The organism is Exiguobacterium sp. SH0S7 (genome assembly GCF_004337195.1).
Taxonomy (GTDB): Bacteria; Bacillota; Bacilli; order Exiguobacteriales; family Exiguobacteriaceae; genus Exiguobacterium; species Exiguobacterium aurantiacum_A.
In genome coordinates, this window is record NZ_SJVA01000001.1 from 275698 (window position 1) to 292641 (window position 16944).

General features: G+C 51.5%; 23 protein-coding genes. 2 read left to right on the top strand and 21 right to left on the bottom strand.

Annotation, left to right across the window (positions count from 1 at the left end; genetic code table 11):
- Positions 1-51: 51 nt before the first annotated feature.
- Genes EVJ22_RS01480 through EVJ22_RS01525 form a run of 10 tightly spaced genes read right to left on the bottom strand, consistent with a single transcriptional unit; the run spans position 52 to position 4752 of the window.
- On the bottom strand, positions 52-390 hold the full coding sequence (locus EVJ22_RS01480) for a hypothetical protein (RefSeq protein WP_071397726.1): 339 nt from the start codon (positions 388-390) through the stop codon (positions 52-54).
- Entirely contained in the window at positions 387-872 is a 486-nt protein-coding gene (locus EVJ22_RS01485; RefSeq protein WP_233589557.1) for a shikimate kinase, read from the bottom strand. Before EVJ22_RS01485 ends, EVJ22_RS01480 begins: the two co-directional genes overlap by 4 nt.
- Positions 865-1167 (bottom strand): hypothetical protein, encoded by a 303-nt coding sequence (locus tag EVJ22_RS01490; RefSeq protein ID WP_071397727.1) that lies wholly within the window; start codon positions 1165-1167, stop codon positions 865-867. The genes EVJ22_RS01485 and EVJ22_RS01490 overlap by 8 nt, the downstream gene beginning before the upstream one ends.
- Positions 1131-1625: a hypothetical protein gene (locus EVJ22_RS01495; protein WP_131442950.1), complete on the bottom strand. Its 495-nt coding sequence runs from the start codon at positions 1623-1625 to the stop codon at positions 1131-1133. The genes EVJ22_RS01490 and EVJ22_RS01495 overlap by 37 nt, the downstream gene beginning before the upstream one ends.
- The gene (locus tag EVJ22_RS01500) at positions 1561-1797 is read right to left on the bottom strand and encodes a hypothetical protein (protein ID WP_071397729.1); all 237 of its coding nucleotides are present in this window, start codon (positions 1795-1797) and stop codon (positions 1561-1563) included. Before EVJ22_RS01500 ends, EVJ22_RS01495 begins: the two co-directional genes overlap by 65 nt.
- The gene (locus tag EVJ22_RS01505; RefSeq protein WP_071397730.1) at positions 1784-2221 is read right to left on the bottom strand and encodes a prepilin-type N-terminal cleavage/methylation domain-containing protein; all 438 of its coding nucleotides are present in this window, start codon (positions 2219-2221) and stop codon (positions 1784-1786) included. Before EVJ22_RS01505 ends, EVJ22_RS01500 begins: the two co-directional genes overlap by 14 nt.
- On the bottom strand, positions 2218-2541 hold the full coding sequence (locus EVJ22_RS01510; RefSeq protein WP_084812908.1) for a prepilin-type N-terminal cleavage/methylation domain-containing protein: 324 nt from the start codon (positions 2539-2541) through the stop codon (positions 2218-2220). Before EVJ22_RS01510 ends, EVJ22_RS01505 begins: the two co-directional genes overlap by 4 nt.
- A gap of 14 nt (positions 2542-2555) precedes the next feature.
- The gene (locus EVJ22_RS01515) at positions 2556-3533 is read right to left on the bottom strand and encodes a type II secretion system F family protein (protein WP_131442952.1); all 978 of its coding nucleotides are present in this window, start codon (positions 3531-3533) and stop codon (positions 2556-2558) included.
- Positions 3503-4321, bottom strand: coding sequence for an ATPase, T2SS/T4P/T4SS family (locus EVJ22_RS01520; RefSeq protein WP_233589558.1), 819 nt, complete (start codon positions 4319-4321; stop codon positions 3503-3505). The genes EVJ22_RS01515 and EVJ22_RS01520 overlap by 31 nt, the downstream gene beginning before the upstream one ends.
- A gap of 59 nt (positions 4322-4380) precedes the next feature.
- Positions 4381-4752 carry a Spx/MgsR family RNA polymerase-binding regulatory protein gene (locus EVJ22_RS01525; RefSeq protein WP_016510368.1) on the bottom strand — a complete coding sequence of 124 codons (372 nt, stop codon included), beginning with the start codon at positions 4750-4752 and terminating at the stop codon, positions 4381-4383.
- Between the two features lie 265 nt (positions 4753-5017).
- On the opposite strand from EVJ22_RS01525, the gene EVJ22_RS01530 reads away from it, so the two are divergent.
- Positions 5018-5281: a DUF2626 domain-containing protein gene (locus EVJ22_RS01530; RefSeq protein WP_070327035.1), complete on the top strand. Its 264-nt coding sequence runs from the start codon at positions 5018-5020 to the stop codon at positions 5279-5281.
- A gap of 39 nt (positions 5282-5320) precedes the next feature.
- Here the strand turns inward: EVJ22_RS01530 and EVJ22_RS01535 are convergent, their stop codons facing one another.
- The gene (locus tag EVJ22_RS01535; RefSeq protein ID WP_131442954.1) at positions 5321-5941 is read right to left on the bottom strand and encodes an MBL fold metallo-hydrolase; all 621 of its coding nucleotides are present in this window, start codon (positions 5939-5941) and stop codon (positions 5321-5323) included.
- A gap of 157 nt (positions 5942-6098) precedes the next feature.
- Here EVJ22_RS01535 and EVJ22_RS01540 point away from each other — a divergent pair, with 157 nt between their 5' ends.
- Entirely contained in the window at positions 6099-6278 is a 180-nt protein-coding gene (locus tag EVJ22_RS01540; RefSeq protein WP_016510376.1) for a DUF2759 domain-containing protein, read from the top strand.
- Between the two features lie 91 nt (positions 6279-6369).
- Here EVJ22_RS01540 and EVJ22_RS01545 read toward each other — a convergent pair whose 3' ends face one another.
- From EVJ22_RS01545 to EVJ22_RS01590, 10 genes are all read right to left on the bottom strand, one after another.
- The gene (locus EVJ22_RS01545) at positions 6370-8283 is read right to left on the bottom strand and encodes an LTA synthase family protein (protein WP_131442956.1); all 1914 of its coding nucleotides are present in this window, start codon (positions 8281-8283) and stop codon (positions 6370-6372) included.
- Positions 8284-8506: 223 nt separating this feature from the next.
- Positions 8507-9469 (bottom strand): ROK family glucokinase, encoded by a 963-nt coding sequence (locus tag EVJ22_RS01550; protein WP_286203270.1) that lies wholly within the window; start codon positions 9467-9469, stop codon positions 8507-8509.
- A gap of 93 nt (positions 9470-9562) precedes the next feature.
- Positions 9563-9757 (bottom strand): YqgQ family protein, encoded by a 195-nt coding sequence (locus EVJ22_RS01555; protein WP_070327032.1) that lies wholly within the window; start codon positions 9755-9757, stop codon positions 9563-9565.
- A gap of 2 nt (positions 9758-9759) precedes the next feature.
- Entirely contained in the window at positions 9760-10776 is a 1017-nt protein-coding gene (locus EVJ22_RS01560; RefSeq protein WP_131442958.1) for a M42 family metallopeptidase, read from the bottom strand.
- A gap of 15 nt (positions 10777-10791) precedes the next feature.
- Positions 10792-11850: a rhomboid family intramembrane serine protease gene (locus tag EVJ22_RS01565; protein ID WP_071397738.1), complete on the bottom strand. Its 1059-nt coding sequence runs from the start codon at positions 11848-11850 to the stop codon at positions 10792-10794.
- Positions 11851-11999: 149 nt separating this feature from the next.
- Positions 12000-12956 (bottom strand): L-lactate dehydrogenase, encoded by a 957-nt coding sequence (locus tag EVJ22_RS01570; RefSeq protein WP_071397739.1) that lies wholly within the window; start codon positions 12954-12956, stop codon positions 12000-12002.
- Between the two features lie 169 nt (positions 12957-13125).
- Positions 13126-13896 (bottom strand): DUF92 domain-containing protein, encoded by a 771-nt coding sequence (locus EVJ22_RS01575; RefSeq protein ID WP_071397740.1) that lies wholly within the window; start codon positions 13894-13896, stop codon positions 13126-13128.
- A complete protein-coding gene (locus EVJ22_RS01580; RefSeq protein WP_131442960.1) occupies positions 13875-14429 on the bottom strand; it encodes a 5-formyltetrahydrofolate cyclo-ligase in 555 nt (184 codons plus the stop codon). The genes EVJ22_RS01575 and EVJ22_RS01580 overlap by 22 nt, the downstream gene beginning before the upstream one ends.
- 56 nt (positions 14430-14485) lie before the next feature.
- On the bottom strand, positions 14486-14650 hold the full coding sequence (rpmG, locus tag EVJ22_RS01585) for a 50S ribosomal protein L33 (protein ID WP_016510885.1): 165 nt from the start codon (positions 14648-14650) through the stop codon (positions 14486-14488).
- An 84-nt stretch (positions 14651-14734) separates the two neighbouring features.
- Complete coding sequence (locus tag EVJ22_RS01590) at positions 14735-16936, bottom strand: 1,4-alpha-glucan branching protein domain-containing protein (protein WP_131442962.1); 2202 nt, start codon at positions 16934-16936, stop codon at positions 14735-14737.
- Positions 16937-16944: the final 8 nt, after the last annotated feature.

The window sequence follows — 16944 nt, forward strand, 5'->3', positions numbered from 1 at the left end:
TGGGCAAAAATAAAGAGGATTGAAAACGAAAACGTTTTCGTCCTCATTATTTCATATTTCAGTCTCAGTGGAAACGCCTGAACGATCGATTCCAGCGGTCCGCTTAATTTCTTTCGTAAGGCCGACCGTTGCCTGTTTCAGTTCGAGCGACTCGTCTTTCACTTTAACCGAGTAAGCCTTCATCTGCTTTACCGATGCGTTGACCGTGTCGACGTGCTGTTTGATCTCACCGACCAAGCTTTGAATCACGTTCATTCGAATCGTAAACCGTTCCGTCAACCGTTTCACACGGCGCAGATCGGTCTTCATTTTGTTCCGATACAATAAAAATCCGTATCCGCCTAGCCCGATGAGTGCGAGCACGATAATACCAAGATTAATCCAAATCATTTGTCTTCCTCCTTCAACCGATCTAGTTCACAAGCAATCGCTTCCGAGCTCAATGAGGCGTCGATTGTCACATCGGCGCAAGCGTAAAGCGGACGCCTGCGCTCGTACAAGGCCTCGACGCTTCTTTTTCCAAGTTGCACGAGCGGACGGTCCGAGTCTTTAATCCGTTCCCAACAAAGCTCGAACGGCAACTCAAGAGCGATGATGCGCCCATGCCGCCGCATCCATTCGATGTTTTCTGAGCGCTCGACGATTCCGCCGCCTGTCACGATATAGTCCGCATGAACGTTTCGAAGCATCGCCGTCTCTTCGGCCCGAAACGCGCTCTCACCGTGTCGGGCGAAATAAGCAGATAAACCCATTCCAAGATGCCGTTCGAGCGCTTCATCCAAATCGATGACATGATTCGATTTTTCAAGATATCGTTTTAAGCTTGATTTACCTGTACCCATAAACCCGATGATGTAAAACGGTCTAGTCATCGAAATAAATCACCTCTTTATGCTTTTCACCCGTCTTCAATCGGATCTCGACCTCTGTCGTACCTGGCCCGAGCGGTCGGCAGAAAATCGTACCGGTCGGTTTGACGATGACCTCTGCTTCTGTCTGGCACGAATGTTTGGCGACCATGAGATGGGATTCGAAGCGAATCGCCAAAATTTCGAGCGTCAGACGTTCCGTGCTCCGTTCGATATCAGTATACCAAAACAAAGCTGCAGCTAATAGCCACGTCAAGAGGACTAACGTAGAGATGACGAAGAACCCGCGCGCATGCACATCACGGACTTCTCCCGAGGGCCGATCGAGTCGGTCCACTGAATCCGGTAGCCGTTTCCTAACGGTTCGACGCGATAACCATCGATTCCTCTTATAAATAACAAGTTCCCTCCCTCTTCGCCCACCATGACTAAGTTCCGATTGATCTGCTTGAGCGTCCACGCCCACGTCGTCTCATCGGGTCGAACGTACGTGCCGACGAGTCTACCTTCTCGCACCTGACAGTCACGACTGTCGAACAGTTTGCGGACGATGAGTTGTGGTGTCGTGTTGACTTGACCGCGCGGTTGTTCGTAAAACGCCTCCCCGAGCGCTAAAAAGTGGACGAGCAGCCCGATGAACAAGGGGAGCAACAATAATGTGAACGTCATCTCGAGCAACGTGAAGCCATCCTCAGAGTGTCGGCAGACATATGTCTCGTTCACAAATTTCGACTTCACCGCTTGGATCGGCCGCATCGAGCAACACCTCCCCTTGAAGCCGTTCATAAGTCCGAACCGTCGCCTCGAGACGCTCCACCCGCTCCGTACCCGCCGTAACGAACGGCGCAATCACACCGACCCATCCGAGCAGGAGGGCTAGACTTAAACAAACTTCCCAAAACGTGACGCCTTGCTCATCCTCCCCCACTACGGATCACCTCCGGCTCATACGTGCCCATCCTGAACTTCAACGTGACCGCGACTTGACCCGTGTAAAATTTCCACTGTCCGGCATACGTCGCCGCCGACTTTGAAAAGACGATTTCGTTCGTTGTCGGCAAGCTCATCTCGACACCGTCGGGAACGACGCCTGAAGTGATCGACGTCGTCCCGCACGTGATGTGATACTGCCGTTCTTTCATGTACCATCTCAAGCGCGGGACACATCTTTCATCGGCGGCCACATACGGGTACTGACCGACCTCGGCGATGTCTTGGACGAGCGCCTCCGTGAAGTCGATGAGTGCGAGCCGATCCATCGAACGGACGGTAGGCGTCGCCACTAAAAGGAGTAACGACAGGACGACGAGCACCCAAGCCATCTCGACGAGCGTATAGCCGCCTTGTCTCATTTCAGCGCCAACGCACCCGTGCTCGGTGTGTACGTGTACGTCACCGACTGACAGCTATATTCGAGCGGGTTCTCGGTCGAAGCACGTTTGATGACGGCGAGCGATTCTGGATACGCCTTATGTTCCGCATAGTATAAATTGATTTCAGATTCGACAATCCGTACGCTCCCTTCACAGCTGACGCTATCCGCCCGTGACTTCCCGTCCGACATAGACGGGACGAGTAGCAGCAACAAGACCGAGATGATCAGTAACACTGCCGCCATTTCAACGAGTGTGAATCCTTGCTCTGCCTGACGGTCTGATTTGAGTTTTGCCACGATAATTCTCCTCCTCATAGTTGGGCCATAATTAGTTTGACCGGCAAATAAATCGTATAGAACATCATCGTCACCATGACGGTCAAGAAGCCGTACAAAAGCGGCTCCGTCTTGGCGATCAGTTGCTTCCAATACAGTTCCATCTCTTCAAAGATCAAGTCTCGATGTAACGCCATAATCAATCCGAGGTCTCCGCTCACCGTCCCGACCCCGAACAAGCTGACGACTTCATGATCGAGCAGACGCTCCTCTCGGGCCGCCGCCTCCAACTCGATCCCACCAGACATCCGATCATGGATGCGCCGGGCGATTTGCGCCACTTCCCCGTCCCCGTGAGCAAGACGCTCGATGACGTGACGAACCGAAATTTGACCTTCACTCAGTAAGGACAGTTCACTGACAAACAAATACGTGATATACAGTCGTCTTCCCCGCTCGACGAATCGGATCGGGGCGGACCGGCCTCGCTTCACGACCCAATAGTCCCAGCCGCCCGTCAAGACGAGCGCGACGAACAAGCCCGGGAAAAAACCTCGTGACAAGAGGATGGCGCTGATTCCGTCTAAATCGTCGACCTGCACCATCGAGAGCAATTTCGGAAAGATGTACAGCGCATAAATGGCACCAAGACCTAAAAGCATCGTCAAGATGACGAGCGGATACCTCGCCAGTTGTTTTAACTCTTGCTGCAAGCCTCGACGCATCATCGATAAGGCAAGCACTTGTTCTAGACCTTCAATGAAATGATGTCCCCGTTCCGCCGTGACGAGCATGTCTCGCATGCGGGCATCCGTGACGAGTTCAGAGAAAACGTCGGCGAGTGCCTGACCACTCTCGAGCTTTTGCCGCATCACACGAATCAGTTGTTTTTGCTTCCCCCGCTCATGCAACTCGAGCGTCTCGAACGTCTTTTTCAACCCGACCCCTCGTGCTTGCAGTCGCAGGAAGCGCCGGATCGTGTTCAGCTCCCTACTGGAACGGACATCGACCATGAGCAAGTCACCTCCTCTCTCCGCTGCAACACACACCAATGGCGCGGCACCTCTACTTTACCGACCAACTGTTCGAGACGGCGTTCACCGTCTTCGATACTCGCCGTATGAAACGTCGCGATCGTCAAATGTCCGCTCAGTGCCGCATCATGCGCGACACGCAGTTCTTCACTCGTCCGCACCTCCCCGACAACGATGATATCCGGGTCGGCGCGCAACGTTTCTTTCAACAAACGCCTATGATCCAGTCCTGCCAATACATTCACTTCGAGCTGGATCACACCCGTCAATTGCTGTTCGGGAGGGTTTTCGATCGTCACGATCCGGTGGTTCTTCAAACTTTCAAGAAAAGCATAGAGGACTGTCGTTTTCCCGGCCCCCGTCGCGCCACCGATTAAAAACAAGCCGTGCCGTAGTTCAGCCATGCCTTTAAAACGCAACACATCCACTTCAGATAACAACTCTTGAAGTTGGAACGAGACGTTCGGCAGACGCCATGACATGAGCACATCAGTAAATGACGGCAAAAACGTGACCCGGATCATTTCTTTGTTTCGATCATATATCCCGGATTGTGGAACCCGATGATCCGTTTCAGCGAGCGAACACCAATATTTCATATGTAATGTGAGCCGTTCGTAGTCTGGACGTGGTATCGTCTCAAGCTTTGTGATCGACGTCCCGTGACGCGCCTGTACGATAACGGCGTCTTTGCCTGGCATGAAATGGACATCGCTCGCCTCGAGCCGTCGCGCCGCTTTAATCAATCGATCAATCACTTGTTTCATTGTCCCCACCTCATAAATGAGCATAAAAAAAAGCCCACTCTTAAGAAAGTGGACTTGTCTTATGAAACGTTTACCGAAGTCAAATCATGGCGGCGGGCATACGTCTCGATTGACGCCTTGTCATAGCCGACAATGACTTCTTTACCGTCTGTCAAAATCGGGCGTTTCAACAGCTTCGGATTTTCGCTCATCAACTTCAGCAACTCGCTCAGTTTCAGTTCATCGACGTCAACGTTGAGCTGTTTGAACGCTTGACTTCTCGTTGCCAGGAGTGAATCGACTCCGTCTTCGCTAAGTGCAAGCAGCGTCAAGAGTTCGTCTACCGTCGGAGCGTCTCGGAAAATATGGCGTTCGTTCACATCAAGTTGTTGCTCTTGTAAAAACGCTTTCGTTTTTCGACACGACGTGCAGCTTGGATACGTATAAAACATAAGTTCACTTGCCACTTTCAGCGCCTCCTTTTATTTGACAACCTGTTCCGTTCAATGTTTGTAAGTTGATTATACAACCTATTCCACTTTTTGTACATAGTTTGTACAACCTTTTTTGAATTTTTGTACAACTTTATATAACATATCGATTTCACATATTTTTCACGATTATTTTGCTCAATTCACACGTTTTCATAGCATTTTTCTGAATGTGTTGGTAAAATAGTGAATGAGAATGGAATAATGTACGTATGGGGGGATTAACATGGCGAGAATGTTCCGTGTCCTAGGCTTTTGGACTGGGTTGATCGCGGCGCTGGCTTTCGTGGGCGCACTCGGTGGAGATCAAAGCAGTAGCGAACATACTGGTGACTTCGTCGTAATGGGTCTTGTCTTTTTAGCTCAAACAATTTTCTTTGTCGCACTAGGCTACTTGAAACTGACTGAAAAAACGTATGTATACGTGTTCGGCGCTTATTTGACTGTTTTCTTCGTCGTCTTCACGTATTGGAGTAACTTCCAAATGTAAAAAAAGATTGTCTCTCGTTGAGACAATCTTTTTTTATGTTTACCGCTCAAAAAATGGATTTGAACGAATTTCAGCTTCGAGTGTCGTCTTCGGTCCGTGACCTGAATAGAGCACCGTCTCGGCCGGCAATAATTGACGCATCCGATCGATCGATCCGAGGAGCGCCGACTGGTCGCCACCGAATAGATCGGTCCGGCCGACCGATTGTTTGAAGATCAAGTCCCCGCAAAAGGCAACACGTTCGCTCGGGATGTGCAATGTGACACTCCCCGGAGAATGGCCCGGCGTGTGATGCAACTCGATTGTAAACGCACCAATCTCTAGCTTCTTACCTTGATAAGTTCGTTCGGCCGGTCGCATCGATGAGTGCGGCAGATGGAACTTTGCCGCCCCGTTCTTTTCGCCGTCGGCGAGCCATGACCGCTCGGCTTCATGAACATAGACCGGCACCGGATAGCGATCGCGCAGTGCATCGATGCCGCCGATATGGTCAAAGTGGGCATGCGTCAATAAAATGGCGTTCAATCCGCCGAAACGTTCCACCGCCTCAAAGAATTTCGGGTCGTCCGTGCCCGGGTCGACGATAACGACCGTTCCATCTTGTTCGAGCACGTATCCGTTCTCTTGGGCAAGGCCCGATGTGATTTTTACAATATTCATCCAGAACACCTCCACAACCATTCTAAACGATATTGTGGCAAAATTGTAGCGGTGGCAACCTTTGCTCGACAGCGTGTGTTATTTCGGATAAAATAATAGTGATATTTCAGTGAAATTTTTATGAATTTCATGACGTATAATAAAGGGGGAACTCGTCATGCATTTGTATGAGCCATTTGGATGGATTTCACTCATCGTAGCACTCGTTGCACTTTGGGGGATGGCCCGTTCATTCAAAAAACGCCAATTCTTTCCACTTGCGTTTGCCGGAATCACCGTGCTCGTCTTTGGATTCTTTGGCGTCGCAACATTGATTTTCGGTGGAATCCCAGGTTAATGTTGACTTACCATGAAGACGACTGCGGTCGTCTTTTTTTATTTCACAAAAAAAGCGCTGACGTTTAACGGTCAGCGCTAGCTCTTGATTATTAGTCGGTTTGTTCTTTAAAGCGAAGCAAATCCGAATAGATCAAGTCATCGTTCATTTGCAGGATTTTTTCGGCTTCTTCCGTGACCGGTCCGCAAAGTGTCGTATCTTCAACCGCTTCTCCAGTCGTCGCATCGTAACACATCGATTGCGTCCACACGTAATCTTCCGTGACGACCGTGCCGTCTCGGAAGATGGCGCGACTATTGCGGTTTTCCGCGAACAAGTCATTCCCGAACCCGACCAAGTCCGACGTATCGATGCCGAGCAAGTGCAGGAGCGTCGGCTTCATGTCGATATGACTTCCGATCGTCTCATGGACTTCACCTGCTTTTTGGCCCGGCAAATGGATGGCGAACGGCACTTGTTGAAGTTTCGCCACATCGTACGGCGTCAGTTCTTCTTTGCCGAGTAGTTCAGCTAACGCGTTGTTATGGTTTGTCGAAATGCCGTAATGATCACCGTACACGACGAAAATCGTATCTTCCCACATCCCGTTCTGTTTCAGTTGGTCGATGAATAGGCCAAGCGCATAGTCTTGGTAAGCGAGCGCTTGCGGGAAGTTGTTAAGCGTCGTCGAGCTCGTCTCGAATTTCGGTACGAGCTCGTAATCCTCGCTCGGCATCGTATACGGGAAATGGTTCGTGAGCGTGATGAACTTCGCATAAAACGGCTGCGGAAGTTCCTCGAGCATCGGGATCGATTGTTCAAAGAAGCTATCGTCCAACAAGCCCCACTCTGTCATATCCTCAGGATTCCCAAGGTCGTAGCTCTTCTCATCAAAGAACATGTCGACACCGGTATTCTTATACATCAAGTCACGGTTCCAAAACGATTTGTTGTTCGCGTGGAACACGGCCGAATAATAGTTGTCTTCTTTGATCAGTTCAGGAAGAGCTTGGTACTCATTATCGGCGTTCGTAAAGTAAACGGCACCACGCGGCAAGCCATACAGTGAATTATCGAGGGCGAATTCGGCGTCTGACGTTTTCCCTTGCCCGACCGTATGGTAATAGTTTGGCCAGTAATGGGACTCTTCAATCAACTTGTTCAAGTTCGGCGTGATATATTCGCCGTTCGCGGCTTTCATATTGTGTGTGAAGTTTTGTGTCGACTCGAGCGAGATGACGATCACATTTTTGCCTTTATATTTTCCGAACAAGTCCGGATTCGGCGCCGCATAGTTTTGGCGCGTATACTTTTCAATCTTGGCTAGCTCCGACCCATCGGCCATTGCTTTCTGCGCGGACGTCTTCGTTTGAAGCATCGCGTCATAGACGTGGAAGTTGAACGTCCCGATGTTTTTGACGAGCAGCTCACGGTCGAACGAACGCGTCAATAGTTCAGGACGTTCCGTCTCAGCAAGCGACAAGTTGAACAAGAACACGGCGACAGCTGCCACGAACGTGATGAGCGCCCGTCGGTGAGACGCGGCGGTTTGCAACATATTGATCTTCCATAGTACGAACGGCAAGACGATCACGTCCCCAAGAATGATCAAGTCTTTCCATTCAAGCAGTGACGTGAAAGAAGTAGACAACGTCTCCATGTTCGACGGTTGCAAAATGACAGGCATCGTCAAGTAGTCCGTAAACTCGCGGTAATAGACAGCGTCCGCGAACAATAGGAACGAGGCGACCGCATAAAGGGTGTACAGCACCCACTTTTGCTTATTTCCTTTAAAGAAGAAACTAAAAGCAAACAAGAACAAAGTTGAGCTGATCGGACTGATCAACAAGATGAACGCTTGAGCTGTGTTTTCAATCGGGATGTTAAAGAAAAATTGGTAAACTACGTACGTCTTCGTCCAAAGTAATAAACTAAATATCCAAAATAACCGATACTCTTGAAACGAAGCGCGGACCGTTTCATTCAGTCGCATAGTCAGCTTCGATAAGCTTTGAGATGACTTCATCTGACGGCCTCCTCCTCTTTTCAGTTTTAAGACGTCCTCAAGCAGGATGCGCCATGAATAAGTTCAATTACATATAGCTGGCTTGTTATCTATTTCACTAACGGTAACAGTCCAGTATCAAGTCCAAATCTTACCCCTTTTTTAACAAAAAATCAACTATACCTTTACAATTCCCTTTGTACGTCAAAAGCACACATGCGAGATCGCATGTGTGCTTTATAGGTTAGACTCTAGTCGGCAAAAAATGTTTTCGTGCCAGCCAAGCGCAGCCGATGACCCCGGCGTCATTCTCAAGTTCGGCAATTTTGAACGTCGTCGACGTATATACCCGTTCAAGGGCAAACCGCTTAAATTGTTCATCGAGCGGCTCGAGCAAAGCTTGTCTCGCTTTTGAGACGCCGCCGCCGATCACGATCATTTTAGGGTTCAACGTGTTGGCGATGTTTGAAATCGTCAACCCGAGATATTCCGTCATCTCTTCGACGACTTCTGTCGCGACCTCATCTTTCGCTTTATAGGCCTCAAACACATCGCGAGCCGTCACTTCACCTAACTCGTTCAATGACGTCGTTCTCCCTTTACGCTTTTGTAAGGCGAGACGGGCGATACCGGTTGCTGAGGCGATCGTCTCGATGCAGCCGGTGCGCCCACATCCACACATGACCGCTTTCGCCTCGTCGCGCTCGACCGTGATATGCCCGATCTCACCAGCCATGCCGGACGCCCCATGGACGATGTTACCGTTTGTGATGACACCGCCGCCGACACCCGTACCGAGTGTGATCGCGAGTAGTTCAGACGCACCTTCACCGGCGCCTTTCCACATCTCACCGAGCGCGGCCGCGTTTGCGTCATTCTCGAGCACGGCCGGCAATCCGACTGCTTTCTCGAATTCGCCGACGAGCTCAAAGTTCTTCCACCCGATGTTCGGCGAGTATTCGACGACACCTTCTGAGAAGTTGATGAAGCCTGGAGCTCCGATTCCCGCACCCGCAAAATCTTGCTTCGCTTTTCCAGATTGCTGAAGGTACGCTTCAAACGAGGCGGCGATATCAGTCGGGATATGTACCCCATTATCACGGATGTCCGTCTTGATCTCCCACTTGTCTGAAATGATCCCGTTCATGTCCAGGACGGCCATTTTCACCGTCGTCCCACCGATGTCGATTCCTAATAACCACTTCATGCATTCCACTCCTCGTCTCAAATAAATCGCTTTCATCCAATAGTCTACACTATAAAACCTCTTGTGCAAACATTTGCACAAGAGGTTTTTCTGTCAATCTATTGAATTTTTTAGTTCATGCGTCAAAATAATTTTCGCCGTGTCATACTCGCGCTGTTCGATCATCCCACCAGCGTTCAATTCGTCTAACTCCATCATCATGAGACCGATCTCGGCGTCACGCTCTCCGATGTAAATAATCGTGCCAAACGATTTTAAAAACTGTTGCACGTCATAAAAGTTTCTCATTATTATTCCCCCATCGCGGTCAATACGTAGCGATACAGCAACGCTCGTGTCGCCTCGAGCGATGTTCGGTGCGTCCGCTCATAGCTGTGGCTCGACTCGATCCCAGGACCAATGAGCGCATGTCGTACGTCGTAACCAGCCGAGATTGCAGCCGATGCGTCCGAACCGTAGAACGGATAAATATCGACTTTGAACGGAATGTCGTGGTCGCGGCAAAGCTTCGTGAACTGACGACGCAACTCGAGATCGTACGGCCCTGAAGAATCTTTGGCACAGATCGATACCGTGTACTCGTCCGAGTGTTGCCCGTCCCCGAGCGCGCCCATATCGACTGCGATGTACTCGTCGACTTCGTCCGGGATCCCGGCGTTCCCGCCAAAGCCGACCTCTTCATAGTTGGAAATCAAATAGTAGACCGTATGCGGCAAGTCCGCTTTGACCAAGTCACGCGCCAAATCGAGCAGGATGGCGACCGACGCCTTGTCGTCAAGATGACGCGATTTAATATAACCCGTCTCCGTCTGTTTGAAACGGGGATCGAACGAGACGAAGTCCCCGACTTCGATTCCTAACGCTCGGACGTCGTCCGCCGTATGAACGTCGGCATCGAGACGTACTTCAATGTTCGCCGCCGTCCGCTCGGCACTGTTCGTGTCTTTATAGACGTGCACACTCGATTGATGGACGAGGATCGTCCCGTCCACCGCCTCGCCCGTTTCGCGATGGACGAGACAGTTCTCACCTTCAATCGCGGTCCAAGCGTAACCGCCGACTTGTGTCAGCCGCAAGCGTCCGCTCGGCAACACTTCCTTCACCATCGCACCGAGCGTATCGACGTGGGCGGTCAAAAGACGGGCCGGCCCGCTTTGTCCAGGAAACTTGGCCAGCAATGCACCTTTTCTCAACCGGCTCGTCTCAACCCCGAGGTCCGTGAGCTCACGTTCGACGTAACTGACTGCTTCGTGCGTCATTCCAGAAGGACTCGGGATCTCCACTAATCGTTTTAACGTATCAATCATGTTGTTACTCCTTTGTCATCGATGATATCCGAGCCAGTATAGTGTCCCGGTCAATAAAACTGCCAGCGCCGTGAACAACAGGCGCCATTTTTTTGTCGTCTCGTCAGGTAATCCGACCACGCCCGCCATCAAAAATCCACCGATGAGGCCCCCGGCATGGGCCGAGTGGTCCAAGCTGGCACCGAGGACGAAGGCGAGCCCTACGTTTAATCCTAACATAATAAACAGCGGTGGGCCGAGCGTCTTCATGAACAGCGAGCGGTCACGCAGTCCGAAATAGAGCAGTGCGCCGACGAGACCGAACAATGCGCCGGACGCCCCGGCCGAGATCGCCTCACTGAACGCGTAGGAAGCGGTCGACGCGATGACGCCCGCCAACAGATAGATCGTCAAGAATCTCGGTGACCCATACATGCGTTCGACGAGCGGGCCGAGCGACCAGAGCGCGAACATGTTGATCGCAAAATGAAACCAGCCGATATGAAGGAACATCGGTGTGACGAGGCGCCACCATTCGCCTTCGTCGATGAGCGGATTGACTTTGGCGCCGAATCGGATGAGCGTGTTCGGATCGAGCGTCGAGCCGAGTGATTCGGCGAGCCACATGACGACAAACGTCAACATCATGAGCGCATAGACGAATTTAGGTTCACCGAATGAAAATCGCTTCTTCAGCTCGGCTTTCCGCTGTTTATCGAGTGCGAGCGCGAGCGGCCGAAACCGGGCCTCATCTTGGTCATCGCCACACGCATGCCTATCGAGTCTCACCTTGGCCGCGATTTGAAACGACAACGTCTCAAGTCGCTCCTCATCGACGAGCGCGTCGCCATATATATGGACATGAAGCTTCGCACGCCCGAGTCGTGCGAGTCGGAACGAGCTCATGACCGCCTCGATCTCGATCGCGACATGGTTCGCCCACGCCTTATCTGTCTTTATGTACAGGTGATAGAGGTCTCCAGCTTTCGTGTCGAACAATAGCAGCGCGCGTGAAGGCTCGAGTATCCCTTCGACCCGACCGCCTGCCTCGACCGCATGGTAAATGTCTTCCCAAAAACATCCCGGTTGCGTCAACTGAATCCCCTCCTTTCCTTCTGTCTTAATTGTAATCCAATTCGATCGTGACGACAAAAGTTGGCGCTTTCTGAATCTGTCCGGTGCCCGTGGCAACGCATCAAAAAACGTAGCCGGCATACACCGACTACGTCTATATCGCGAATATATTATAAGACAGGTTGCATCGTTTTCAACAACACGTCTGCCGAATGGAGCATCTTCTGTTTCTCTTCGTCTGACAACTCGATTTCGACGACTTGACGCACGCCTTGGCGGTTGATGATTGCCGGCACACCGATATGAATATCGTTCAAGCCGTACTCTCCATCCAAGTAGGCACCGACCGTGAGCAATGTGTTCTCGTTACGTAGCACTGCTTTGACGAGACGAAGCAAGCCGAGACCGATCGCATAGTACGTCGCGCCTTTACGTTCGATGATGTGATACGCAGCGTCACGAACGTTGACGTAGATGTCTTCAAGGTCTTCCCATGTATACTCGTCGTTCTCTTCGAGTAGCTGTTCGACCGATTTGCCGTAAATCCGGGCGTTACTCCATGCCGCGAACTCGGTGTCGCCATGCTCACCCATGATGTAAGCGTGGCAGTTGCGCGGATCGACGTTGAAGTAATCACCTAGCATGTAGCGGAGGCGTGACGTATCGAGTACAGTCCCTGATCCGAAGACGCGATGTTTCGGAAGACCCGAGTATTTCCAAGCCAAGTGTGTCATGATATCGACCGGGTTTGACGCGACGATGATAATACCGTCGAAGCCAGAGGCCATGATGTCAGTGATCATCGCTTTCATGATTTTCGCGTTTTTCTCAACGAGGTCGAGACGTGTCTCACCTGGTTTTTGAGGAGCGCCGGCCGTGATGACGACGATATCTGCAGCACCGCAGTCCGTGTAATCTCCAGCCCAGACGCGCATCGGTGACGAGGCGAACGAGACGCCGTGGTTCAAGTCCATCGCTTCGCCTTCTGCTTTCGCCTTGTTGATGTCGATGATGACGAGTTCTTCACATAGGCTCGCTGTCGTCAATTGATACGCGAAGCTTGCACCGACCGCTCCGGCCCCGACGAGAGCGACTCGTGTTACTTTTGCATGATTTAATGTTTCCATGTTGTTTTTCCACCCTTCAAACAATCTGTTTCATGTTTTTGTTTTGTCTGTTACACCTAGATTGTAACATCATTCACAAACAGTCAATACAAGAGAAACCGTTTTCAGTTTGGCAATATTGTGACAAAATTCACAATCGTTTGAAACATCCTCATTTTCTGTACTACCCTTATGCGAATGCAAGAAAACCAATAGCTGCCGCGGAGGCGATCGCCAAGAAATTGACGGCGTCGTTGCCGAGAAAGCGCCATCCAGATACATAGTCGGTCGCTTCGCCGTGATGCAGCTTTTTCTCCGTCAGTTTTTGGCACGTCCGACAGCGATACTTCCGTTGTACGGTCGCACCGAGCAACGTATCGACGACGCTGCCGCTCAGACCGAGCGCAATCAATAGAAATAGCGTGCCCATCGTTATATTTAAGAACGGGAGCGATGCCAAGACGATGGTCGTCGCACCGGCGACAGACATGAGCGTACCGAACGGTGACACCCCACCGCTCGTCCCCGGTTCAACTTCACGCAATGTCAAAATAGAGCGCGGTCGGCGCGATGCGAGAACGCCGAACTCGGACCCCCACGTGTCACTCGTCGCCGCCGCGATTGAAACGACGTAAGCGAATAGCCACGCCTCGTTCGAAGTCATCGCCATTCCGACGGCGGTGAGCATGGCGATCCCTCCGTTCGCAAGCACTTGCACGAAGTCACGCGGTCCGGATTTTTCGACGATGTCATCGACTGACGTTTTGTCGCGGGCGCGATATTTTGAAGCGAGCGAGGACGTCGAAAAGAACACACCGAGCAAGTACAGCCCGAACCAGCCAAAACCAAACCCGATGACCGTCCCTGTCACGATCGTCAAGATCGCCCCAGAGAACGTCAACGACCGGAGACGATATCCGGCCAGTGCAACTAGACAAGTTACGAGGACGATTGAGAGCATCGAATCATTTCCCTTTCTGTCACGATCAGTTCGACAGGTATGTCGTGTGGTTCGATCGGTATTTCGTCGAGCACTTGTACGTCGTAGGCGAGCGCGATCGTCGCACCGCGATATGTCGCTAAGAAACGGTCGTAATAACCCCCGCCCCAACCGATCCGATATCCAGAACGGTCAAAGACACGGCCCGGGACGATGCAGGTATCGATATCGAGGTCGGTTTCCGCAGTCGTCGGCTCGAGAATACCCATTACTCCCGGCTCGAGGTCGCTGAACGTCCTGATTTCGTGGAACGTGAGCCCCTGTTTCGTTACTTTCGGCACCAACACCGATTTTCCTGCTTTTAAAGCTGTATCGATGAGCGGACGCGTATTCACTTCAAGGTCGAGTGACAGTGTGAGTGCGACCGTATGCGCTTGTTGCCACTCAGGGAGCGACGCCACGGTATGTAGGATCATTTCATCACGCCCGTCACGTTCTGTGAGCACGCGAATATTCGCATGAACCGCTTTTCGAAGTTCTTGTTTAGCTGTCATTTGTTATTCCTCCTATCGAAAAAAAAGGCCGCCACATGAGTGACGGCCGGTCTCAATTATTTCACTTCGCGGTAAAGCGTGTGACGACGGAGACGTGGGTTGTATTTGCGCAATTCGAGGCGCTCTGGGTTGTTACGTTTGTTTTTCTTCGTGATGTACGTGCGATCGCCTGTTTCTGTGCAAGCTAGTGTGATTTTAACGCGCATATCTTTCACTCCCATCTTACTAATGTTGTATCAAGTGCTTTTGCTTTACAGTCTAAGCATACTCAATTATCCTACCAAGTTTTTTTTGAAAAAGCAAGGTTATTTCACGTTCTTTTTCAAACGTTTCTGCCCGTACGGTGACGCGTCGAGCGGTAGGCACGTTTTTACGTTATCGCCGATCCCATACCGCGTCGCGAGCTCCTCGATCGAGAGCTGTTCACCGACATAAACCGTATCAGCTTCCGAGAGGACGCCGTTCTCAATACGATGGATCGCATCGAACAGGCCACCGTGCCCGTGCGGGTTGCGGGTCGTTTCAAATGACAACATAGTTGAGTATAACGGAACATATAGTGACTTCGCAAGTGAACGTGCCGCTGGAATCGTCATCCAATCAAAATGATGGACCGCTTTGAAGTTGACCATCGTCTGTAACTGTTGGACGAGTTTCACGTAGGCGACGTTCTGAGCAGCGATTTGGTTCATGACATGCTCTAGAAACGGACTCGTGAGTGGGACCCGGTACACGTGCACGCGATTGTGACGCTCGTATTCAGGCAATCCTTCACTGTGCGGTGTGAGGACGTAAACGGTCTCCCCGTCAGCTGCCCGTGCCTCGACTTCAGCGACGACGCGGTGACCGAGGTCACCCACGATATTGCCTGTATATTCTGGCGTGAGGACGAGAATGACCTCACCTTCTTCGCCACGCTCCTGCGTCACATAATAGTCGTGTGGAGATAGGAACGTATCGATATCAATGTCCACGTCGTCTAAGAACGGATAGACCGTGTAGTGCTCGTCTAGCAAGCGATCCGATAGCTTTCCTTCGTAGAGCGCCGTCTCGAGTTCAGCAAACAGACGGGTATGTTCCCGGAAACGTTCGGCGGCGTATTGCGCCGTCGTCTGGCCGTCCAAGATAAACGCCCAATCGCTCGAGACTGAGAGCACATAATGACGAATGAGCTGTCTCAAAGCCCGGTCGGCGAGTAGCGAGGTGTTCCGATAGTCAGCCACGTCTTTGACGAGTTGCGTCTCCATCGTGTGCAAATGTCTGAGCATCCATTCGTTGCGCTCGTTGATCCACACATCGCCGTAACCTTTCCGGCCCCACGTGTTCATCGAAACTTGTACTGTTTGCAGGTCTTGGAAATGACGCTCGAGGAAGAGTGCCGGCGTGATCGTCTCAATCCCGAATGCCTCTAGTCGCTCTGCGACTTGCCCTAAAAATTCAGGGCCCTCAAACCACCAATGGCCGAACAGTTCGGCGTCAAACGGTGCCGTGACGAGGAAAGGCGGGAACGTTTGTCCACCGTGCGCTTCTAAATGCGCCGCGAGCGTCTCGGCGAAATCGGTCGCGTGATTATCGATTTGATGTTCGGCCCATCCGCGGACGTAAAAGTCTTTTTCGTCGCTGTCGCCCGTGATGCGATGCATCTTCAGACCTGTGTCGAAGCGGATGCCCTCTGGATGCATGAACGCTTGAATGTATTCCCAGTCCCGGTCGTAGGCGAGATCGCGATAAAACTCGCGATAGTCCGGATGCCCCGGATAACCGATCATCGAACTCCAAATCTTCCCGGAGATGATTTGATCACGTGGGAACAAAGCGACTCCGTGCGGCGAATAGACAGGCGCACCGATGCCTTTGTCCGGCGTCGGATCGGCTTCGAGCAACGCGTGCTCATCGACGAACGTGTAGCGAATCCCTTCCTCATAGAGGATGCGGTCGACTCCTGGCGTATACGCACATTCCGGTAACCAAATGCCGGTCGGACGGAAGCCGTAATGCCGCTCGAAGCAGTTCAACCCGGTCCGAATCTCGGCCCGTGCCGCCTGATCGGTGAACAGATGCGGGTTGAAACCGTGTGTCGCCGTACATGTGACCATATCGATGAAGCCTTGCTCACGATATGTACGGAACGCATGGTTCAAATTTTTCTCCCAATGGAGGAACGTATTCTTCAAGTCTTGATAACGGCGTTCGTAAAAATGAAGCGTCTCGACTTCTTGTTCGCTCCGACCCTCAGCCAGTTCGATTGAGATCAGTTCAAGCATCTCATCTAAATGCCCAAGATAGCGATCTTGGACGAGTGGGTCGGCGAGCATTTCGACGACGGGCGGAGAGATACTGACCGTCCAATGCAGGGGCCGTTGAAGTCGATCGACTTGCCACAGAATCGGGATGTATGTCTCGGAGATGGCTTCATATACCCAGCGCTCTTCTAGCCGGTGTTTCTCTTCATGCCTCACGTACGGAAGATGGGCATGTAGGACGAGTGAAAAATAACCTGGTTTCATAGTGTGTC